Source organism: Bradyrhizobium sp. Pa8, from assembly GCF_052588265.1.
This window is the reverse complement of the sequence record NZ_CP176767.1, coordinates 6,704,056-6,724,894: the sequence shown is the minus strand read 5'-3', so window position 1 is coordinate 6,724,894 and position 20,839 is coordinate 6,704,056. Positions and strand designations below refer to the sequence as shown.

The following is a 20,839-nucleotide window of genomic DNA, read 5'->3' as shown; positions in this document are numbered from 1 at the left end:
TCTAGCGGGTGATCGACAATTCGGCCGGTGCTCCGGTCAGTGTGCGTTTCGGCGAGCAGGTGATGATCATGATCGCCAGCGTCAGGATGTAGGGCGCGGCGTTGAAAAGGTGATAGCCGGAGGTGACGCCGACCGATTGCAGCGCAGGGCCCAGGGCCGCGGCACCGCCGAAGGCGAGCGAGGCCCACAGGCAGAGCAGGGGATCCCAGCGCGCGAAGATCACGAGGGCCACGGCGGTGATGCCCTGGCCGGAGGACAGGCCCTCGTTCCAGCTGCCGGGATAGAACAGCGACAGGAACGAGCCGCCGATGCCGGCGAGGAAGCCGCCGACCATGGTCGCGCGCAGGCGGATCAGCAGCACGGAATGGCCCATCGCGCGAGCGGCGTCGGAGCTCTCGCCGGCGGTGCGGATCAAAAGGCCCCAGCGCGTGGTACGGAAGGCCCAATAGAGGATCGGCGCGAGCGCGACGCCGATCAGGAACAGGACGTTGACGCGCAGCGCGGCGCGGACCTGCGGGATGTTGCTCCACCAGCCAAAATCGATCGCGGGCAGGCGCGGAGCGGTGGGCTCGATCAGCGGCTTGCCGAGATAGAAGGCAAGGCCGGTGCCGAACAGCATCAGCGCGATGCCGACCGCGATATCGTTGACGCGCGGCAGCGAGCAGATACCGGCGTGCAATGCGCCCAGCAGTGCACCTGTGATGCCGGCGGCGAGCACGCCAAGCCAGGGCGATCCCGTGAGATACGAGATGCCGTAGGCGCTCATCGCGCCCGTCACCAGCGTGCCCTCAAGGCCAAGATTGATGCGGCCGGAGCGCTCGGTGATGCATTCGCCCAGGCTCACGAACAGAAACGGCGTAGAGACGCGGATGGCGCCGCCGAGCACGGCGAGCGGGACAGTCCAGAGGCCGATCGATCCGTCTGCCATCTCAGGATTTTCCCTTCAAGAATCCAATGCGGCCGTAAAGTGCATCGCTGGCCAGCACGAAGACGAAGATGATGCCCTGGAGCACCAGCACGGATGCGTCGGGCAACCCGAGGCGGCGCTGCAACAGGCCGCCGCTGGCGCTGATGCCGCCGAGCAGGATCGCGACGGGAATGATCGCGAGCGGATTTTGCCGCGCGAGGAAGGCGACGAGAATGCCGGTGAAGCCGTAGCCCGCCGCAAGGTTGGCGTTGGTGCGTCCCTGCACGGCGGCGACCTCGACCATGCCGGCAAGGCCCGCGGCGCCGCCGGCGAGGAAGCAGATGGTCAGGATCAGCTTGCTGACGCCGAGACCGACGATCTTTGCGGCGCGGATGTTGCCGCCGGCGACGCGCGCGGCGAAGCCGAACACGGTGTGATAGATCAGGACGTAGGCAGCGATCGCGGCGATCAGGCCGAAGACGAGACCCCAATGCACGTCGGTGCCGGGAATGCTGCCGATCATGTTGGCGGCGCCGATCTCGCGCGTCGACGGCTTGTTGAGGCTGGCGGGATCGCGCATCAGCCCCTCAACGAGATGGTTGAGGATCGCGAGCGCGATGTAGACGAGCAGCAGGCTCGAGATGGTCTCGTTGACGCCGCGATACTGGCGCAGCGCGCCCGACAGCATGATCCACAGGCCGCCGCCGATCACGCCGCCGATGACCATGGCAATTTGCACGACGAGCGGCGGCATGCCCTGAAGCGCCAGCGCGGCGCTGGTCGCCGACAGCGCGCCGATCAGGAGCGCGCCTTCGCCGCCGATGATGACCATGCCGAGCTGTGCCGGCAGTGCGGTGCAGAGCGCGGTGAGGATCAGCGGCGCAGCACGCGTCAGCGTATTCTGCCAGGAGAACCAGGTGCCGAAAGCGCCGTAGTACATATAAGAATAGAGATCGAGCGGGTTCTTGCCGAACATCGCGACGAAGATGCCGAAGACCACGAGCGCGCCGGCCAGCGCCGCGCCCGGGATCAGGATGTATTCGATTGTCGCGCCGTGGCGCTGGAGAAAGCCGGGACCGGCGGCCGGGGCAATTGTCCCGGCCGCTTCAGTGGAATCCGCGGCTTCCGTTGTCACGAAGTCGCTCCGATCACGCCGTCGACTAGGTAGTCCATCTTCTCCAGCTCGGGATCCTTCTGGCCGCGATCGGTGCCGGCTGCGATCACCATCTTGCCCTTGTTGTCGACCAGCCCGCCCTTGAAGATGGCGTAGCCCTCCGCCGACAGGAATTTGGCCTTGACCTCGTCGGCGTGCTTGCGCGCTTCGGCGGAGACCGCCTCACCGTAGGGCGAGGTCTTGACGATCTCTTCCTTGAGTCCGCCACGATAGAAGTTCGGGATGCTTTCGCCGGCGGCGATCATCTTGACGAACTTCGGATAGAGCGCTTCCCAATTCCACTCGGCGCCCGTGAGATACGCCTTCGGCGCCAGCGGCGACTGGTTGGTGTGATAACCGCAGACGAAGGCGCCGCGGCGGGCCGCGTTCTCGACCATGGTCTTCGGACCGTCGACGTGGCAGGTGAGCACGTCGACGCCCTGATCGATCAGGCTGTTGGTGGCTTCGGCCTCCTTGACCGGCATCGACCAATCGCCCGTGAAAATGACCTGGGTGGTGGCCTTGGGATTGGCGAGCCTGGCGCCGAGCGCGAAGGCGTTGATGTTGCGCAGCACCTGCGGGATCGGCTTGGCGGCAACGAAGCCGAGCTTGCCGCTCTTGGAGGTGTAGCCGGCGACGATGCCCGAGATGTACTGGGCCTCGTCGATATAGCCAAAATAGCTGCCGGCGTTCTTTGGATCCTTGTCGCTCCACAAGCCGCCGCAGTGCTCGAAGCGCATCTTCGGGAACTTGGTGGCCATCTTGATCATGTGCGGGTTGTAGTAGCCGAACGAGGTCGGGAAGAGCAGGGTAGCGCCGTCGAGGTTGATCATGGACTCGATCGTCTTCTCGACCGCGTCGGTCTCCGGCACCTTCTCTTCCTCGACGACCTTCAGCCCCGGAATTTTCTTCAGTGCCGCCGCGCCCTGCGCATGCGCCTGATTGTAGCCGTAGTCGTCGCGCGAGCCGACATAGATGAAGCCGATGGTGGTATCGGCCGCGAGGGCGGGACGGACGCCCGCTGCCGCACCGAGGGTCAGGGCCGCGCCGCCCTGCAACAAATGACGTCGTGAAATCTTGCCGAAATCCATTGCTCGCTCCCCTAGGCGGATGTCCCGCCTCAATCTCGCGGCCGCGCCGGTCTGGCGGAGCCTGGGGATAAGATGTCGCAAGCTTCGTGCCAGAGGCCATGGCGTGGTCAATGGACACGAAGCCATTGAAAAGTATCGTGTTTACGAATTCTCAGAATCCTGCCGAGTAAGTCGGCAGATTAATTTTTGAGCAAAATATGGAAGTTGTATGCAATGGAGTTGAGCAGCCTGGCCGGCTCGCGTGTGGCATGACGGGAGCTACGGTCTGCCGGCAACCCGCATTCATGCTACCCACGCGCGGATGGGGACCGGGTTGGTGATTTTTCGCTGGCACCGAACTTGTATCGATTGCCGCCAGGACCGCCGCCGCGGTCCCAAGAGATGGGAAGCTCGCCGAGATGGTTGCTGGTAACGCCGTTCAGAATGCATCGCTCGGCGAGGAGATCGTGCGCGGGATCGACGAGCTCGCCGCGATCTCGGAAGACGGCGACAAGCTCACCCGCATCTATCTCACCAACGAGCTGCGCAAGGCCGCCGACCTCATCCTGGGCTGGATGCGCGCAGCCGGCATGAGCGCGCATCTCGATGCGATCGGGAATGTCTGCGGACGCTACGAAGGCGAGCAGCCGGGGGCGCCCTGCCTGATGCTCGGCTCGCACTACGACACGGTGCGCGATGCCGGCAAATGGGACGGGCCGCTGGGGGTGATCACGGCGATCGCCTGCGTCGCCGATCTCAACCGCCGCGGCAAGCGCCTGCCGTTCGCGATCGAGGTGATCGGCTTTGCCGATGAAGAGGGTGTACGTTTCGCCTCGACGCTGCTCGGAAGCCGGGCGGTGGCCGGCACCTTCGACGAGGGCGTCCTGAACACGCGCGATCGCGACGGCGTGTCGATGCGCGATGCGCTCGTCGCGTTCGGCCTCGATCCCGATCACATCGGCGCGGCCGCGCGGGCCCGGCGCGAACTGCTCGCCTATCTCGAATTGCACATCGAGCAGGGCCCGGTGCTGGAAGCGCAGAACCTGCCCGTCGGTGTCGTCACTGCGATTGCGGGCGCGACACGGCTCGCTGCGCGGCTGACCGGCATGGCCGGTCACGCCGGCACCGTGCCGATGGCGCTGCGCCGTGATGCGCTCGCCGGCGCGGCCGAATGCATCGGCGCGATCGAGCAGTTTTGCAGCACCGACGCGGGCGGGCTGGTCGGCACGGTCGGCTATATCCAGGCGAGGCCCGGCGCGACCAATGTCATCCCGGGCGAAGTGTCGTTCACCATCGACATGCGGGCATCGACCGACATGCATCGCAAGCGCGCGGTCGCCGACGTCGTCCGCCAGATCGAGGCGATTGCAAAACGCCGGCAATTGGCGCTTCAGCTCGACGTCACTCACGAGAACCGCACCGCGCCTTGCGCCCCCTGGCTGAAGGATCAGATCGCGCGGGCGATCGCCGCCGAAGGCGCGTCGGTGTTCGAGCTGTCGAGCGGGGCAGGGCACGACGCCATGGCGATGATCGATATCGCCGATGTCGGCATGATCTTCGTCCGCTGCCGCGGCGGCATCAGCCACCACCCGGACGAGCACGTCGAGCTCGCCGATGCCGATGCCGGCGCGCGCGTGCTGCTGCGGGTGATCGAGAATTTCAGGCCGCAGGAGGGCCGTGCCGGCGCGAACTGATCGCCCGAAGCCCGCAAGTCACCGGGTAGAGATACGAATCAGTCATGTTTAAAATGGTGGCCGCCATCACGGGGTCACGAGACATCAGCCGATTGACGCACATGAACAGCGACATCTCTTTTCCATCACAACGTGAGAACCGGTTCTACCAGGGGATGGCTGCGACCTTTGTCGCCAACGCTCTTCAGGCGGTCAATTTTCTCGGTGATCGCTTCCTGAGACAATCGCATCATGCGTTGTCGGACATCGAGGATCTCTACCGGCACTCGATGGACAGTGCCTTTTCGGTGACCGAGGCCTTCCTCGTCACGGGAGCGCCGCACGCTTCCGCCTATTACCCGCGGGACTTCGCCTGGTTTTACCCCGACGTTCTCGATCCTGAAACCATCATGGATGCGCAGGACGCGGTCCGTCGGGCTCGCCTGCTCGAAAAGAGCGTTCGCCTCCTGCTGGAGGCGGTTCGCGCCGACGTGGTCACGACGACGATCGTTCCTGCGGGGCGCGGGCGGTACCTCGGCGTGAATTATTTCTCGCGGCCCTCTGACACGCTGCTCGGCATTCTCGCCGGTCTCCAGCAGATGATAGGTGCCGACGAGAGAGCGTCTTCCTATCTGGCGATGTCGCAATGCGCACATGCCGGCCGCCTGTTGCTGGCCGAATATAGCGTCGACATGAAGCGCGCGATCCTTCAGCTCGCGAGTGAGCTTGAGCCGTTCGACGCTGACGGCACCAGGTATCTGCTGTGCGATGCCGGCGGGCCTCGCTCCGCGGCAACGGATACGCGGGCCGAGCGCAGGCGCTTCGTCACCAACGCCTGCGTCTACACGACGTTCGTGTGGGGCGTGCAGCTCGGGATCGTCGACGAGAACGAAGTTAAGCGGCTGCTCGGTCGCGACCTTGCGCAGTACAAGCGAGATCTGCTCCGTTTGTTCGGCAAGGACGGCTATATCAGGCATTCGCTTGAAGGCCCGGCGGGCGCACCGGTGTCCTTGGTGGCCCTGGATTTCGTCAGCGTGCATCGCGGTTTCTGGGCCATGAACGATGCCAGCGAGCGGGCGCTGTTTGCGGCTACGACGGATCTGATCATCGCCGAGCCGCGATTTCGCATCCCCAGCACGTTCCACTTCCTGGTGTCGGCGGATAATCCACGGAACAAGATGATCCACAAGATCGCGGCGCCGGCCTATCAGGGGCGTTCGTCGTGGCCGACATTCAATGTCGAATTCGCGGATCGGATGCTGGATTTTGATGAAGCCTCAGGCAGCGATACCTATCGGGCTTGCGCGCAGGGAATATTGAAGGACATTCGGACCGCGACCGAGGTCCATGGCGGCTATCAGGAGCTGATCTCGGGGCAGGGGCTGAAGTATCGCACCTGGGCCTATAAGGGCGCCGTGGCGCACTCCTGGTTTCCGCGCTTCCTGTCTGTCTGGAGGAGGGCGTATGGAACGCCACTCCTCCGGTGGGATGACTGATCCGCGGGCGCTACCCCGCCGTCACGTCCACCAGTTCGCCGCCCTCCAGCACCTTGGCCGCTTTGGCGCGGTCGAGATCGCCTTCCCAGGCGGCTACCACCACCGTCGCCACGCAATTGCCGACGAGGTTGCCGAGGGCGCGGGCCATGCCGATGAACCAATCGACCGACAACACCAGCACGAGGCCGATGGCGGGAATGCTCGGCACCGCGTTGAGCGTCGCGGCCAGGATCACGATCGCCGAACCCGGCACGCCGTGCGCGCCCTTCGACGTGATGAGCGAGACGCCGAGCACCAGCAGGAGGTCGCCGAAGGACAGCGGCGTGTTGGTCGCCTGCGCGATGAAGACGACGGCGAGCGTCAGGTAGATCGAGAAAGCGTCGAGGTTGAAGGAATAGCCGGTCGGGATGACGAGGCCGACCACGGAATCCTTCACGCCCATCCGCTCCAGTTTCTTCATGATCTGCGGCAGCACGGCATCGGAGGACGCGGTCGCGAGCACGATGGTCAGCTCTTCTCGCAAGTAAGCGAGGAATTTGAGGATGTTGATTCCGGCGAGCGCCATCACGCCGCCGAGCACGCCCAGCACGAAGATGCCGACCGAGACGTAGAACAGCATCACCAGCGAGACGAGCTGCTTCAGTGAGCCGACGCCGTATTTGCCGACGGTATAGGCGACCGCGCCGAGCACGCCGAGCGGCGCGACCCGCACGATCAGCCCCATGACTCGAAACAACACGGCGGAGGCAGCGTCGATGATCGACGTGACCAGCGCGCCCTTCTCGCCGCCGACGAGCGCAAGTCCGACACCGAACAGGACCGCGAAGAACAGCACCTGGAGCACGTCGTTGCGCGACAGCGCATCGAACGAGGTGCTGGGGATCACGTTCATCAGGAAGGCGCCGATGCCGCCGCCGGACAGCTTGTGCGCGTTGTCGGCATAGGTGTTGAGCGCCTTGGCGTCGAGCGTCGAGGGATCGATGTTCATGCCGTGGCCGGGGCCGAAGAGATAGGCGAGCAGCAGGCCGACCACGAGGGCGACGGTCGTCATGACCTCGAAATAGACCAGCGCCTTGACGCCGACCCGGCCGACCTTCTTGAGGTCACCGGCGCCGGCAATGCCGTGCACGACGACGCAGAACACGATCGGGGCCACGATCATCGAGATCAGCTTCAGGAAGGCATCGCTGAGGATCTTGAGCCCGATCGCGAAGTCCGGAACGGCCATCCCCAGGATGACGCCAAGCACCAGCGCGGCGAGGACCTGGACGAACAGCGAGGTGTAGAGCGGCTTCGGCTCGGCGGTAGGTGCCGCGGTGATGGTCGACATGGTGGACTCCCCCGGTTTGACGTCTTGGACCTCAAAAAGGAGCAACAACCGTGCCAGATTGTCGCGGCTTGGTTCTGGAAGTCATCCAGCGCGCCGCATAATCCGGGATTCTTGCGCGCGCTCTTCCGTTTGCAAGTCGGCATCGCAACAGCTATGTCCCGGCTTTCGCGAGAGCTTGATATGACAATCTCGAATGAGAACGATCTGATTTGTCTGAAAGAGGTCGGGCGTATCGTCGCCAATGCCCTTGAGGCGATGGGGAAAGCCCTCGAGCCCGGCATGACCACCGCCGAACTCGACCGGATCGGACGAGAGGTCCTTGAGGCCGCTGGAGCGCGTTCGGCGCCGGAACTGGCCTATGCCTTTCCTGGCGCAACCTGCATCAGCGTGAACGAAGAGATCGCTCATGGCATCCCGGGTGCCCGGCGGATCGAGCGTGGCGACCTCGTCAACATCGACGTCTCGGCCGAGAAGGGCGGCTTCTTTGCCGATACAGGCGCCTCATTCGCCGTTCCGCCCGTGACCCGTTCGATCGAACGTCTTTGCAGGGATGGTCGGCGGGCGATGTGGACGGGGCTGCGGCAGGTCGGAGCCGGCAAACCGATTGCCGGCATCGGCCAGGCCATCGGGACGTTTGCGCGGAAAAACGGCTACATGCTCGTCAAGAACCTAGCCAGTCACGGTGTCGGCTTGTCGCTCCACGAGGAGCCGACGGAGATCGCGACATGGCCCGATCGCTCCGAGCGCCGCATCATGAGCGATGGTCTGGTGTTTACCGTCGAGCCGTTCCTGTCGCTTGGCGCGGAGTGGGCCGAGAACGGCGATGACGATCCATGGACGCTCTACAGCAGCCCCGAGGCGCCTACCGTTCAGTACGAGCACACGGTCGTCGCAACCCGAAATGGACCTTTGATCGTTACGTTGGCGGGTTGAGGTCGTCCCCGCGACGCGCCGTCAGCGGGAACGCAAAAGATTATTCTTCAGGCGATCATGCAGAGCCGTTGCGCGCGGACAGTCTCGTCACGCCACGAGATCCAGTAGCCGGCACGATCCGCGCACCAGCACCTTGCGTCCGGTTGGCGTCATCGAAGGTACGCCGTCATTGACAACAACGAGACCGAGCTTGACGAGACCTTCGACGAGATAGGCCTTCGAGAGGCGACCATTCGACACCGGGTTGCGAAGCGCTTTCAGCGCTTCCCATTGGTCCGGCGAAAGATCGAAGTCGATGTCGTTGCTCATGTTGCCTCAAGCGATAGTCCAAGTTCGCGCGTCCCTGTTAGCGGCACCGCATGAACACCATGCGACGACAATGAGTCGGGAATTCGGTAAGCTGTTTAGAACCTCTCTTCACGAATTGCCGCACTTCATTGCGCCACAACAGTTAAGATCGTTTGCGTACGAAAATCGTCCCGCTCTCCGATCACTAATTGATGATGTGCGCTTGATCCTGCGGCGAGAGTTACCGCAGTGCACGGGAAGCATCACTGTCCCATTGCGCGTCGCGATATGCACAGAAATCGTGAAGCGAGGGCGATTGGACTCTGACTGGACTCTGCTACGTTGATTCGCAGGGGATTGGCTTCACACGACAGGAGTGTGAGTGCATGAACAGGCTGATGGCAATTCGTAGTCAGGAATTCCTCTGCCGAGAGCGCGCGGCGCTGGATTCGGAGCGACGGGCGTTCTGGCTCGCGCAGGCCCAGGAATGGGAGCAGCGCGCGCTCGACGAAATTGCGCATCACTTTCGGGAGTGCAACCTCGTCCAGGCCGAGCTGACTGCCGCCTGACGCCAGCGGCGGACGTGATTGCCGTCTACTGATAAGTCGCCACGATGTCGGACACGGCGCGTTCGAGCTGCTGTGCGGTGGCGCATTGGCGCACGACAGTGCAGAAGGTCGCGTAGCGCGGCATCTCGGAATCACCGAAGCCCCAGGCGAGCCGTCCTTCGGGATTGAGCCAGACCACGCGCTTCGAGCGTTCGGAGATGCGGCGCAGGATGTCGGCGCGCGGGTCGAGATTGTTGCTGCGGGCGTCACCGAGCACGATCACCGTGGTCTGCGGCGTCAGCGTGCTCATAAACTCCTTCTCGAAATCGACGAGAGAGGAGCCGTAGTCGGATGAGCCGAAGCCGACCTTGGACATGATCTCGGCCATCGCCTCTTCCGGCGACTTCTTTTCCAGGATCTCGCTGACCTCGATCAGATGTGAGGAGAAGGCGAAGGAGTGGACGTCGTCGACCACCTCGTGCAGCGAGTGGATCAGGAGCAGGAAGAAATCGGAGACCTGCGCGACCGAGCCTGAGACGTCGCAGATGGCGACGATCTTCGGCCGATCGCGATGCTTGCGCTTCCACGCGGTGAGGAAGGGCACGCCGCCCCAGGCCGCGTTGCGGCGCAGTGTGCGACGCACGTCGAGATGGCCGCGGCGCTGACGCTTGCGCGGCTTCGAGTAGCGCTCGCGCAGGCGCCGCGCGATCTGGCGGATGAGAGCGCGCATCTCCGCGACCTGGCGCCGCTCGATGCGGGCGAGAGGCGCGTTGCGCAGGATCTCGTTGCGGAGGTTTTCGGCCTCCTCGCGGGCATAGAGCGCAAGGCCTTGCGAGACGGTGTCGCGGACTGCTTCGCGCAACGCGTCCAGCGCGCCGCGCAGACGCTCGGCCAGCGACGGATTGGTCGCGGTGAGCGCATCGAGATCGTCGCGCAGGCGCTGAAGGCCCATGGCGTCGAGGATGCGGCTGGAAAAGATGCCGCGCTGAGTCGAATAGCGGATGTCGGACAGCGAAGCCGCACCGGAAGCGCTTGCGATCGCGGCTGCGATCGCGTTGCGATCCTGCGACAGCAGCATCTGCGCAAGCGGGCCTAATCCTTCGGAAGGCTGGCCTTCGCCTGCTTCGCTGGCCGAGCTGGGTGAGGGTGTCTGATCCGCGTCCTGCGAGGCGTCGTCGTTGTCGTCGGCCTCGGGTTGATCCTGCCGCGGCTCTGGTTGGCTGAAGAAGAGATCAAAGCAGTCGCCGAGGGCGAGCTTCTCGTCCTGCGACTTGGCGAGCGTCAGGAGCAGCGCATCGCGCAGGATGGCCCGGTCGGCAAAGCCGACTTGCTGGACCGCGCGCATCGCATCGATGCTTTCGGCGGGCGAGACATGCACGCCGGCACCGCGCGCCGCCCGAAAGAAACGATGGAGGTTCTCGCGCATCGGCGTCAACCGAAGACGTTGGACCGTGCCGCCTTGGCAATGAAGGTCGTAATTTGCGGCGTTGCTGCCTCGATATCGGCCTCGTATTTCAGGAGCACATTAAGCGTGTCCTTGACGATGTCCGTATCGAGCTCCGAGGCCTGAAGTAGAACCAGAACGCGCGCCCAGTCGATGGTCTCGCTGACCGAAGGCAGCTTCTTCAGGTCGAGCGAGCGGATCTCGTGGATGAAGCCGACCATCTGCCGGCGCAGCGCCTGCGAGATGCCGGAGACGCGGCTCTCGACGATGCGTTCTTCGAGCCGCTGCTCGGGGAAGCCGATATGCAGATGCAGGCAGCGACGCTTCAGGGCGTCGCCGAGGTCACGCTCGCTGTTCGAGGTGAGGATCACGGTCGGTGGCGTGATTGCCGCGACCGTGCCGAGCTCCGGAATCGTGACCTGGAAATCGGAGAGGATTTCCAGCAGCAGCGATTCGAATTCGGCATCCGACTTGTCGATCTCGTCGATCAGCAGCACGCAGCCGCCCGGCTGCTCCAGCGCCTGGAGCAGTGGTCGGGGCTCGACGAACTCCTTGGAGAAGAAGACGTCGCCGAAATCGTGGAGCTGCTCGAGCGCCGCGTGCAGCGTCTGCGCACCGCCGAGGACTTCGCCGAGCTTGTCCTTGAGGATCTGGGTGTAGAGAAGCTGCTTGGCGTATTTCCACTCGTAGAGCGCCTTGGCCTCGTCGAGGCCTTCGTAGCATTGCAAGCGGATCATCTTCATGCCGCGCCAGGCCGCAACGGCCTTGGCAAGCTCGGTCTTGCCGACGCCCGCGGGGCCTTCGACCAGGATCGGCTTCTCGATCTGCTGCGACAAATAGACGGCGGTCGCGATCTGCCGGCTCGCGATATAGCCCTGCGCGGCGAGGCCGCTCTCCACTGCCTCGATCGAGGTCGAGGCCTTCTGTTCAGCCACGAAAGGGCGCTCCCAAAGGTCTTGCTTGAGGCTTGTTCTGCCTGCGTTCCCGGCAAAGAACAAGCCTCGTTTGGGAGGCATCAGACCCGCGCGGACGGCGTTTTTTCCGCTTAACGCAAATACTTGAGGGGGGCGCCGACGGCGGTCAGTGCCGCAGCTCCGGCTTGCGGATGGTCTGCCGGACTTCAGCGCCGCAGTCCGCGCATTCATAGACGAAGTCGATCTTGGCAAGGCCCCAATGCGGTTCGACCTCGCGAACGTACATCGGCAGGAACCCCATGCAGGCAGGACAAATTACAGGCGCGATTTCGATGTCCTGATGATGCTGTACATAAGCTGGCATCTCGGCTCTCCTTCGCAGGCGACCACCAAACCCCGTGCGAAACCTACCGCCGGGCGCACCATGACCGTCATCAACTCTTTCGAACAGAGGCGGAACTGCGAGCCTTTGTCGTTCGCTGTGACATTCTTGTTACGTCTCTGTACTGTAACGGGCCGACCGAATTCCTATTTCACTGGCCGATCCGTTTTCCACGGACCTTCACTGCAACAATAAGGGAGCAACGCCCATGACGCATGCCATTCGCTTTCACAAGACCGGCGGTCCTGAAGTCCTGGTCTGGGAGGAGGTCAGTGTCGGCAAGCCCGGACCTGGCGAGGCGCGCATCCGTCACACTGCCGTCGGTCTCAACTTCGTCGACATCTACAATCGCTCCGGCGTGTATCCGGCACAATTGCCGAGTGGTCTTGGCAGCGAGGCGGCCGGAATCGTCGAGGAAGTCGGCTCTGGTGTCACCGATCTGAAGCCGGGCGATCGCGTCGCCTATGGCGCCTCGCCGCTCGGTGCCTATTCCGAGGCGCGGTTGATCCCGGCCGACCGGCTGTTGAAGCTGCCCGACGGCGTCGACGACAAGACCGCGGCGGCTATGATGCTGAAGGGGCTCACCACCCAATATCTGATCCGGCAGACCTATCGCGTGAAGGCCGGCGACACCATCCTGCTCCATGCCGCGGCCGGCGGCGTTGGTCTCATCTTGAGCCAGTGGGCAAAACATCTCGGCGCGACGGTGATCGGCACCGTCAGCAGCGACGAGAAGGCAAAGCTCGCCACGGCACATGGCTGCGATCATGTGATCATCTACACGCGCGAGGATTTCGTGAAGCGCGTCGACGAGATCACGGGCGGCAAGAAGGTGCCGGTGGTCTATGATTCCGTCGGCAAGGACACGTTCCTGAAGTCGCTGGATTGTCTTGCGCCGCTCGGTGTTGCCGCGCTGTTCGGTGCGTCCTCCGGTGCTGTCGAGCCGCTCAATCTCGGCCTGCTCGCGCAGAAGGGCTCGCTCTACGTCACCCGTCCGACGCTGTTCACCTACGCTGCCAAGCGCGAGGCCCTGGTCGCGATGGCGAACGAGCTGTTCGACGTCGTGAAGTCTGGCGCAGTCAAGATCGAGGTGCACCAGACCTATCCGTTGAAGGACGCCGCCAAGGCGCATGCCGATCTCGCCGCGCGCAAGACTACGGGCTCGACCGTCCTCACGGTGTGATCGCCGGCCGGACAGTGACGCAGGCCGTTTGGACCTGCGTCACGTCTTCTCATGCTTGCGCTGGTCGCGGGCGTGATCGAGGCGGATGGCCTGGAGGTCGACTTCTTCAGGCGGAACCTGGGGGAGGGCGGCCTCGGTCAGGATCGCCTCGGTCACGTCCGCCACCGCATTCTCCGCGATTTCGTGGATGAACGAGATGTTTCGGTATTCACCCGAAGCGACGCGGGAGATGACCTCGCGCCTTGTGATCGACGACCGCCTCGCGTCCGTGCCGCCCATAGTCGATCATCACGACGAAATACTGCATGAAACGATCCTGCCGCGCCCCGTAACCGGGAGCGCGGCAGAGTATTTCCGAAAAACAGAATTAAGTCAAGGATGATTTCCAAAAATCGGAAGTCGGCGCCTATTTGCTCTTCTTGCGAGGGCGTGCCGACTTGGCGCGCAGCCGCTCGAGCTGGCCCTTGGGCATGGACAGGCAGATCTCGCCGAACCACTCGAGCTTGACGCCGACGATCGGCTTGGCGTTGAAGCTGGTGAGGTTGACGACGGAGGGCGACTTGCCCCGCTCGATGGTCTTCAAATAGCGCTCGCCGGTCTTGAGTCGGACCACGGCCTCTTCGCCGTAGAAGCTCGACAGCGGATGGCGCTGGTCCTTGTAGACCACGATCACGTCGCCGCTCTCGTATTTGGGCAGCATCGAATCGCCGACGATCTCGAAGGCGACGGTCTCTTCCATGATCGGGAACGGCAGCGCGATATCGCCGAGGCCTTCCGGGGGAACCTGTTCATAATCGGGCTCGATCACCGCGCCGGCCCCGACACGGCCCATGATCGGCGCGAGATTGAGCTCAAGATATTCCATGATCGGAATGATTTCGGACGCCTTCACCAAGCGCTCGCCGCCCAGGATCTCCGACACCGCGCCGGGCCGCACGCCCATGGCCGCCGCCAGGCCGCCCTTGCTCTTGCCCGTCTTCTCCAGGCCCCGCTCGATCATTGCAACGTCCAACATGGTGATTCCCTCGATTGCCCATCGTTCGGCCTCTTGTAATCCGAAATTCGGAATTGATGCAATTATGAATATCAGAATTGTCGCTTGACAGTTGCTTCGGAATACCGGGATGTAGGATCCGCCTCGCGATCGAGCGATCGGAGGAGTCGCATCACAGGACAGCAGCATGGAACCGGGTCATTGGCCGTCGGAGCACTCCGACGCGCTTCGCGACTATTTTCTCAAGGGAATGTCTTATGCGGAGATCGGAAGACAGATAAACGGAAGGTTTGGAACGGCTTACACACGCAATGCGGTGGCCGGCCGCGCCAAGCGGCTGGGACTCGCGGCACCGGCGCGGATGATGAGTCCATCGATCGTGCCGTCCTTGCCGTCAGGAACCTGTCTCATCGGGCCGCCCCGTCCGGCGGTACCGAACCTGAACTTGCCACCGAAATCCGCAATGAAACCCGCGCGGGTCAAGTTGCGCTGTGTCGGCGTCCAGCCCCGCCTGGTCGCGCTGGGCGAACTCGGGCGCGACGATTGCCGCTATCCCTATGGCGGCGACAAGGAGGAGGAGCGGATCGCCTTCTGCGGCCATCCGCGCCAGCCGGGCTCCAGCTATTGCACGCCGCATGCCCGCCTGACGCGAAGGTCTGAGGCTGCGTCCGTTCGCGCCGCCGGTCCCGTCGTCCTGAGGCTGATCTCCGCCGCCTGACGGGACCGCTATTCGTTCAATTTTGCGAGGAGTATCCGAGTGGCAGGTGCACGACGCAACAAGTCCTACAGATTGACTGGAATCTACGATCGGCGATCGCGCGAGGTGCCGTTCAATGCAGAGGTGGCGGAGGTCGAGGTCGACAATCCGCTGGCGCTCGATGCCGGCGAGAAGATCGTCGCCGTCCGCTCGATCCGCGGCGATCCGCTCGGCCGGTTGCACGCGCATCACCAGATCGACGAGGCGCAGTATCGCGGCGGGCGCGCCTTCCAGAACGACTGGGAGAGGGCGGAGCGCGGGCCCCAGGCGGTAGACCCGACGCGCGAATATGTCGATGGCACGCGCTCGCGCGAGCCCGTCACCGAGGACCAGCGCCAGGCTGTGCTGCGCCTCAACCGGGTCGAGCGCGAACTCGGTACCGACGGCGCCGCGCTGGTGCACGACGTCCTGGTGCTGGGGCTGACCATGGATCAGATCGGGGAGCGGCGCGCTGTCCGTGCGCAGCGCTGGAACGACTATTTCGCACGGCGCTTTCGCGAATGCCTGGACCGGCTGGCGCTGATCTACGGCTTTGCGACGGAAGGCGGGGTTCAGCGCGCCAGGCAGCGTTGAGAGTAGTGGTGCGCCTGCGATCTCGCCGCAGGCGCGCCCGGGCCGCTTGTTACGGATGCGGCACGATCTGGTAAGGCGTCGTGTAGGGCTCGACACGGAGAGACGCGTTGGCCAAGAGCCCGATCTTCGCGGTCGGCGCCTGTTGCAATTCGCCGTTCGGGCCGCGATGCACGTTGTACTGCCAGACCGTGAGATCGCCCTTCTGCGCCAGCGCGTGCGCAACCGCGCTCGCATCGTTGCCGCCGAGCGCCTGGAGCTCCGCCGCCGACAATCCGACGACGATTTCGTCCTTGATGGTGACGATCTTGAACAGATTCATCCTGGTCTCCTGCGCCCATGCGCCTTGTATCGAGAAAGTGAGAAGCGCGACCGCGCCGCCCTTGATGAGATCGCAGCGGGAAAGCATGCTGTCGTCCTTTGGTGCTGAGGCGCGCCCGAAACGAGAAGTCCGTCAGCCATGGCGCCCGTGGTCTGCGTGGCCGCTTCGCAACCGCTTGGTCGTTCAACCTTGAACGACGGTTCATTGGCGGAGACATCTTCGGACCGATGAACCCTGGTCCGGGGAACCGCGTCCAAGCCGGACAGCTCAAGGGGGCTTCACTGGCGGACGGATCAAGACGCTGCAGGCCGGCTGCGCGGCCCGACGTTCATTTCGCCGACGATACAACCGCCGAGGTCGGACTCAACAATTACGTGTATACGTGACGAAACTTTAATCTGGCCTCGTTCACACCGGAAACACGGCGAAACGCTGCACCGATTGACAGCGATCGAGGCCGTGTGCGTGAGTGATGCCGCTTCTTGACGCAGGTGGGTGACGACGGTGCATATTCCTGTTATCCGGAATTGCCGTGGTGCGATGCGGACGGAGCATCCCTACGGTGACGGTTGGGCTTGCCGGAAGGGTTGTTTCTTGACATAATTGCAACCTGTTCGGTTGAGCCAGTCCGTATGGATATGTGGTTCAGCGTGTTAAACTACCGGGTGCCCCGTCCGAGATCTCAGGGTCACCATGGCGTCCGGTCATGGTGTTCGGTTCTCGAGCGAGACCTCGACGTCTGATCACGAGGGCCGATGCTTGTCATAGGTGCGAGATGAAAAACCTCAATTTCGCGGCTGAATTGCACCTTAAGCTCGGCGCGCCTGCAAGCAGCACCGTTGAAAGCCTGCGCCTGCTTCGCGCGTTCCTGAAGCTCGGGCCTCGACAGCGTTTCGAGGTCATCAAGCTGGTCGAAGACCTCGGCACCGAAGAAACCCTCCCCGAGCACCCCCTGTCCTGACCCCGGGCCGCGGGCCGGCCTTACGCCTCGTCCTTCGTTTTCCTGCCGGAGCGGACCGCCGGGCGACGTTTGTCGCCCAGGCTGCCGCTGGAATGCGGTCCGGCAAGTGTGGTATTCAGTTGGGAAAAACGGGGAGGAGTATGACCATGATCGAACCGAAGCTCGAAGTCCCGGCCGAACTGCGCGACCTGGCCGAAAAGACGATCGACCAGGCGGAACAGGCATTCGGCATGTTTTTCGAAGCTGCCACCAAGTCGATGACGTCGGTTCCCGGAGCGGGGACCGAAGTGTCCAAGCAGGCGCTCGCGTTCACTGAGCAGAACATGAAGTCGGCGTTCGAGCACGCGCGCAAGCTCGTGCATGCCACCGACCTTCAGGAAGCGATGCGAATCCAGTCCGACTTCCTGCGCAGCCAGTTCACCAGCGCCGGCGACCACATGCGCCAGATGACCGGCAGTTTCATGCAGCCCGGCAAGGGAAAGTCCTGAGTTCCGGTGTGCGCCGCGTGCCCGCAAATTGATCCTGCGTGATGCCGCGCTCAGCCGCAGCACGATCCTGGAAATTGCGAGAGATCGATGCGGGCGATGATCGACCGCAGCAGCTTGCGGGTTGCACGATAGAGATGCCGCGCGAATGCCGGTATCCTCGCAGCTGGCAGGCCAAGGCCTGCCGTATCGAGACGTTTCGTATCGAGGCTTTCGATGGAGTGCGACACGTGCCTCTCCGGGATGGTGAGACCCTTCGTATCGTCGCCAGCCTGGAGCTGCCTTGATCTGCCGCAAAGGGGGCCCGGCTAGTAGTCGCCGGGGTTCATGATCATCGGGCTTCTGGTGTCAGCCGGCGCGAGCGAGCTGCTGGCACTGTCACGCAGGAAGCGGTCGAGTGTCGCCTGGATCTTCTCCTTGACCGCATCGGGACCGCGATCGCTCATCTCGGTGTGCTGAGCACCGGTGTGGACGATGTCGATGCCGCGCGCTTTGGCCTCTTCAGGCGTCGGCAGCACGCCCGGGTCGGTCTGGAAATGCGGATCCTTGGAGCGGAACGACAAGATCTTCAGGTTGTCGCTGAGCACGAAGGGCACCCGCAGATTGTCGAGCGTGATCACCTTTGACACGATCTCCGGGTGCTGATGGGCGACATACATCGAGACGTCGCCACCGTTGGAATGGCCGACGAGGGTGATGTGGTCGTAGTCGGTGTTTTCCTGCCGTCGCTTCAGTTCGGCCAGGGTGAAAAGGATGTTGGCCTCGCAGCGGATATAGACCTCGCGCCGCCCGACATATTGCTGACCGACATGGGTCATCAACGGCGGATCGCTCGGCAGGTCCTGCTGGATGCTGGCAACGAGATAACCGCGCGCCGCGAGCACGTTGGCGAGGAAGGAATACTCGGTCGCCTTGACGGTGTTGCCATTGCTGATGAGGGCGAGCGGGAGCTTCCAGAGCCCGAGATTGGCTTTGGTCTCGTAGTCGCGCCGCACCGCGATTTCGACCGAGATCGGCCGTTGGCGCGCGGCATCGAACAGGGTCAGAACCTCGTGTCGGATCGCGAACCGGCTGACCACGAAATACTGGCCGACGCCGAGCACGCAGAGAAAAGCCAGGATTGCAAGCACCCTCTTCATGGTTCCGTCCCAATCACTTTCGACTGAAAATGGTCACTGGAAGCCCCCGGATCGAGCGATCGTGAGCAGGTTACGGGATTAAATTTAGGCAAGTCTGTGAGCAAGGCCGCAAAAGGGCCGCATGCCGGGTGTGCTCAGAGCGCGGCAGCTAGAGGCAGCCGCCCCTGCCGCGTTCGGGGCAGAGCCGGAATGCGCTCGAGAGGGTGAACAGCAAGCGTAGGCTGCGGCGCTCGTTGTCTGGAGCCCGGTAGCTCAAGGGGACGGCTACGCCGAGATCGGCTTGAAGATCATCCGGCAGAAAGAACCGCACGCCGGCTCCGGCCGATGTCAGCGACAGGCCGTCGCTGAGGCGGTAGCCGTCGTTCCAGACTGCGCCAGCGTCGCCAAAGGCGTAGAGCTGATAGCCGGTCCAGTAGCGGAAATTGAGCTTCTGGTCGAAGCGCAGCTCGAGCGAGCCGGCAAGACCGTTGTCGCCGCTGATCTCGGCCGCGCCATAGCCCCGGCCGAAAGCCGTGCCGCCGAGATAGAATTGCTGCGAAATGAACAGCGGCCGCGATGCCGTCTGGCTGGCGGCGGACAGCTTGAGCGACCAGGCGTCGTTGAGGGGCTGGTAGCGCGTGAACCAGAGGTTCAGCACCGAGAAGTTCGACGCGGCGCCGTCGCGCGACAGCAGATCGTCGTCGAAATGCGAGGCACCGAAGATGTCGAGACCCTGGCGGTAAGTCAGCGTCGCGAAATTGGTGCCGCCGAAGCGATCCTGGAGCCGGTAATCGGCGGTCAGGCTCGCGGTCCTGATGTGGTCGTTGTACCAGGGGCCGTAAACATCGTGCTCGGACACGTTGCTGAAGGTCCCGGCCAAGGTCAGCGTCAACGCCGATGATTGCGACATGAAGGGCACGGTGCTTGCGCGCAGCTCGAACGGCGACGAGTTCGCCATCGCGCTTGATTGTACGGAGGCTGGCGAGCCGATTGTCGCGTTTGCCGAGCGGATCGCGCGCGCGTTCGAAGCGCCGCTCGCAACGGGCGCGCGCCAACATCGCGTCAGGATCAGCATCGGCGTCGCCGTCTATCCGGAAGGTGGGCACAACGCCGACGATCTTCTCGGCAATGGTCATCTGGCGCTGAGCAAAGCAAAGATGACGCGGCGCGGCAGCCACGTGATCTTCGAGAGTGCGATCAGGCAGGAGCTGGAGAACCGGCTGACGCTGGAGAGCGAACTGGCGCTCGCCGCGGATCGCGGCGAGTTCGAACTGTTCTACCAGCCACAGGTTCGGCTGGTCGACGGCAGCCTGCTCGGAGCCGAAGCGCTCATCCGTTGGCGGCATCCCGTGCGCGGCTATGTCTCGCCCGGGGAATTCATGCCGGTGGTCAACACCTCGTCCCTGTCCGAGCGGATATCGCGAACTGGGTGATGGAGACCGCCTGTCGGCAGGCGCGAGCCTGGGAATTGTCCGGAAACAGCGTGCGCGTCGCGATCAACCTCTCGCCGTCGCAGCTCGACTCCGGCGACCTCGCGCATTCCGTTGCGGCGCTGCTCGCGGAGACGGCGCTCACGCCGTCGCTGCTCGAGCTCGAAGTCACGGAGGATATCCTGCTGCATGACGAAAGCCGCGTGCTCGACATGTTCGAGCGGATCCAGCAGCTTGGCGTCCGCGTTCTGTTCGACGATTTCGGCACGGGCTATGCGAGCCTGAGCTATCTGAAGAAGTTTCCGCTCGATGGGCTCAAGATTGACCGGTCGTTCGTGCTTGACCTGCTCGCCGATTCCGACGACGCCGCGATCGTCGGCTCGACCATCGGTCTCAGCAAGCAGCTCGGGCTCACTGTCGTGGCGGAAGGCATCGAGAACCGTGCCACGGCCGACTTCCTGATCAGCATGGGATGCGAGGAAGGTCAGGGATATTTCTTCGGCCGCCCGATGCCTGCCGAGGCGTTCGAACGGCAATTCCTGCCGCGGCCCCGATCCGTCACCGCGGCCTAGCTGACTAACGTCACGCGGGCTTCATTGCTAACGCCGGCGGGCGATGGCAACCCCGAACAGGAAGGCGACGAACAGGCTCGCGAGCGGCGCTTCACGTGTGATTGCGGCGACCGTCGAGAGCGGTTTACCCGGCTTTCGAGCATCGTCGATGACATGCGTCAAGCGGTCGACAGCGGCGCGCAAGCCTCCCGCGACCTCACCGATCGTGTGGGAGACGTCGGCCGCCGCGTCGATGGCGCGCTCGGCCATGCCGGGCTGGGACGGGGGCTGCGGAATTTCGGTGCTCAAATTCGTAAACTCCGCTTCTGA

The 20,839-nt window shown here is 63.6% G+C and carries 22 protein-coding genes and 3 pseudogenes; 10 read left to right on the top strand and 15 right to left on the bottom strand.

Features of this window, described 5'->3' with window-relative positions:
* Position 1: 1 nt before the first annotated feature.
* From ACKWRH_RS31930 to ACKWRH_RS31920, 3 genes are read right to left on the bottom strand one after another with little or no spacing between them, the layout of a single operon-like run.
* Positions 2–928: an ABC transporter permease gene (locus ACKWRH_RS31930; protein ID WP_445216744.1), complete on the bottom strand. Its 927-nt coding sequence runs from the start codon at positions 926–928 to the stop codon at positions 2–4.
* Position 929: 1 nt separating this feature from the next.
* A complete protein-coding gene (locus ACKWRH_RS31925) occupies positions 930–2,042 on the bottom strand; it encodes an ABC transporter permease (RefSeq protein WP_445216743.1) in 1,113 nt (370 codons plus the stop codon).
* Positions 2,039–3,151 (bottom strand): BMP family ABC transporter substrate-binding protein, encoded by a 1,113-nt coding sequence (locus ACKWRH_RS31920; protein ID WP_445216742.1) that lies wholly within the window; start codon positions 3,149–3,151, stop codon positions 2,039–2,041. The genes ACKWRH_RS31925 and ACKWRH_RS31920 overlap by 4 nt, the downstream gene beginning before the upstream one ends.
* Positions 3,152–3,549: 398 nt before the next feature.
* On the opposite strand from ACKWRH_RS31920, the gene ACKWRH_RS31915 reads away from it, so the two are divergent.
* On the top strand, positions 3,550–4,824 hold the full coding sequence (locus ACKWRH_RS31915; RefSeq protein WP_445216741.1) for an allantoate amidohydrolase: 1,275 nt from the start codon (positions 3,550–3,552) through the stop codon (positions 4,822–4,824).
* Between the two features lie 101 nt (positions 4,825–4,925).
* Positions 4,926–6,299: a hypothetical protein gene (locus ACKWRH_RS31910; RefSeq protein ID WP_445222506.1), complete on the top strand. Its 1,374-nt coding sequence runs from the start codon at positions 4,926–4,928 to the stop codon at positions 6,297–6,299.
* A gap of 10 nt (positions 6,300–6,309) precedes the next feature.
* On the opposite strand, the gene ACKWRH_RS31905 is transcribed toward ACKWRH_RS31910, so the two are convergent.
* Complete coding sequence (locus ACKWRH_RS31905) at positions 6,310–7,629, bottom strand: dicarboxylate/amino acid:cation symporter (protein WP_445216740.1); 1,320 nt, start codon at positions 7,627–7,629, stop codon at positions 6,310–6,312.
* A gap of 180 nt (positions 7,630–7,809) precedes the next feature.
* Here ACKWRH_RS31905 and map point away from each other — a divergent pair, with 180 nt between their 5' ends.
* Positions 7,810–8,562, top strand: coding sequence for a type I methionyl aminopeptidase (gene map / locus ACKWRH_RS31900; RefSeq protein WP_445222505.1), 753 nt, complete (start codon positions 7,810–7,812; stop codon positions 8,560–8,562).
* An 87-nt stretch (positions 8,563–8,649) separates the two neighbouring features.
* On the opposite strand, the gene ACKWRH_RS31895 is transcribed toward map, so the two are convergent.
* Entirely contained in the window at positions 8,650–8,871 is a 222-nt protein-coding gene (locus ACKWRH_RS31895) for a hypothetical protein (protein WP_028152899.1), read from the bottom strand.
* Between the two features lie 365 nt (positions 8,872–9,236).
* On the opposite strand from ACKWRH_RS31895, the gene ACKWRH_RS31890 reads away from it, so the two are divergent.
* A complete protein-coding gene (locus ACKWRH_RS31890) occupies positions 9,237–9,419 on the top strand; it encodes a hypothetical protein (protein WP_028152900.1) in 183 nt (60 codons plus the stop codon).
* 25 nt (positions 9,420–9,444) lie between these two features.
* On the opposite strand, the gene ACKWRH_RS31885 is transcribed toward ACKWRH_RS31890, so the two are convergent.
* The 3 genes from ACKWRH_RS31885 to ACKWRH_RS31875 form a co-directional block, all read right to left on the bottom strand.
* Complete coding sequence (locus tag ACKWRH_RS31885; protein WP_445216739.1) at positions 9,445–10,824, bottom strand: vWA domain-containing protein; 1,380 nt, start codon at positions 10,822–10,824, stop codon at positions 9,445–9,447.
* Between the two features lie 5 nt (positions 10,825–10,829).
* Positions 10,830–11,777, bottom strand: a complete 948-nt coding sequence (locus tag ACKWRH_RS31880; RefSeq protein ID WP_445216738.1) for an AAA family ATPase — start codon at positions 11,775–11,777, stop codon at positions 10,830–10,832.
* 145 nt (positions 11,778–11,922) lie between these two features.
* Positions 11,923–12,120 carry a hypothetical protein gene (locus ACKWRH_RS31875; RefSeq protein WP_208087881.1) on the bottom strand — a complete coding sequence of 66 codons (198 nt, stop codon included), beginning with the start codon at positions 12,118–12,120 and terminating at the stop codon, positions 11,923–11,925.
* 226 nt (positions 12,121–12,346) lie between these two features.
* Here ACKWRH_RS31875 and ACKWRH_RS31870 point away from each other — a divergent pair, with 226 nt between their 5' ends.
* Complete coding sequence (locus ACKWRH_RS31870) at positions 12,347–13,321, top strand: quinone oxidoreductase family protein (protein ID WP_445216737.1); 975 nt, start codon at positions 12,347–12,349, stop codon at positions 13,319–13,321.
* 39 nt (positions 13,322–13,360) lie between these two features.
* Here the strand turns inward: ACKWRH_RS31870 and ACKWRH_RS31865 are convergent.
* Positions 13,361–13,628, bottom strand: a pseudogene (locus ACKWRH_RS31865) (hypothetical protein).
* 99 nt (positions 13,629–13,727) lie between these two features.
* Positions 13,728–14,336 (bottom strand): S24 family peptidase, encoded by a 609-nt coding sequence (locus ACKWRH_RS31860; protein ID WP_445216736.1) that lies wholly within the window; start codon positions 14,334–14,336, stop codon positions 13,728–13,730.
* 166 nt (positions 14,337–14,502) lie between these two features.
* On the opposite strand from ACKWRH_RS31860, the gene ACKWRH_RS31855 reads away from it, so the two are divergent.
* Together ACKWRH_RS31855 and ACKWRH_RS31850 are read left to right on the top strand one after the other, a co-directional pair.
* The gene (locus tag ACKWRH_RS31855) at positions 14,503–15,033 is read left to right on the top strand and encodes a GcrA family cell cycle regulator (RefSeq protein ID WP_445216735.1); all 531 of its coding nucleotides are present in this window, start codon (positions 14,503–14,505) and stop codon (positions 15,031–15,033) included.
* A 39-nt stretch (positions 15,034–15,072) separates the two neighbouring features.
* On the top strand, positions 15,073–15,645 hold the full coding sequence (locus ACKWRH_RS31850) for a hypothetical protein (protein ID WP_445216734.1): 573 nt from the start codon (positions 15,073–15,075) through the stop codon (positions 15,643–15,645).
* 49 nt (positions 15,646–15,694) lie between these two features.
* Here the strand turns inward: ACKWRH_RS31850 and ACKWRH_RS31845 are convergent, their stop codons facing one another.
* Complete coding sequence (locus ACKWRH_RS31845) at positions 15,695–16,051, bottom strand: hypothetical protein (RefSeq protein WP_445216733.1); 357 nt, start codon at positions 16,049–16,051, stop codon at positions 15,695–15,697.
* A 688-nt stretch (positions 16,052–16,739) separates the two neighbouring features.
* Between ACKWRH_RS31845 and ACKWRH_RS31840 the strand changes: the two genes are divergently transcribed.
* A complete protein-coding gene (locus tag ACKWRH_RS31840) occupies positions 16,740–16,925 on the top strand; it encodes a hypothetical protein (protein ID WP_063982041.1) in 186 nt (61 codons plus the stop codon).
* Between the two features lie 146 nt (positions 16,926–17,071).
* On the top strand, positions 17,072–17,413 hold the full coding sequence (locus ACKWRH_RS31835) for a phasin (protein WP_014493705.1): 342 nt from the start codon (positions 17,072–17,074) through the stop codon (positions 17,411–17,413).
* Between the two features lie 50 nt (positions 17,414–17,463).
* Here the strand turns inward: ACKWRH_RS31835 and ACKWRH_RS31830 are convergent, their stop codons facing one another.
* The 3 genes and pseudogenes from ACKWRH_RS31830 to ACKWRH_RS31820 form a co-directional block, all read right to left on the bottom strand.
* A complete protein-coding gene (locus ACKWRH_RS31830; RefSeq protein ID WP_445216732.1) occupies positions 17,464–17,640 on the bottom strand; it encodes a hypothetical protein in 177 nt (58 codons plus the stop codon).
* A gap of 78 nt (positions 17,641–17,718) precedes the next feature.
* On the bottom strand, positions 17,719–18,549 hold the full coding sequence (locus tag ACKWRH_RS31825) for an alpha/beta fold hydrolase (RefSeq protein WP_445216731.1): 831 nt from the start codon (positions 18,547–18,549) through the stop codon (positions 17,719–17,721).
* A gap of 148 nt (positions 18,550–18,697) precedes the next feature.
* A pseudogene (locus tag ACKWRH_RS31820) lies at positions 18,698–19,468 on the bottom strand (ShlB/FhaC/HecB family hemolysin secretion/activation protein); the annotation flags it as partial.
* Between ACKWRH_RS31820 and ACKWRH_RS31815 the strand changes: the two are divergent.
* Positions 19,464–20,530: pseudogene (locus ACKWRH_RS31815) on the top strand (putative bifunctional diguanylate cyclase/phosphodiesterase); the annotation flags it as partial. The pseudogenes ACKWRH_RS31820 and ACKWRH_RS31815 sit on opposite strands and share 5 nt — an antisense overlap.
* 27 nt (positions 20,531–20,557) lie before the next feature.
* Here ACKWRH_RS31815 and ACKWRH_RS31810 read toward each other — a convergent pair.
* Positions 20,558–20,818, bottom strand: coding sequence for a hypothetical protein (locus ACKWRH_RS31810; protein WP_445216730.1), 261 nt, complete (start codon positions 20,816–20,818; stop codon positions 20,558–20,560).
* Positions 20,819–20,839 lie beyond the last annotated feature (21 nt).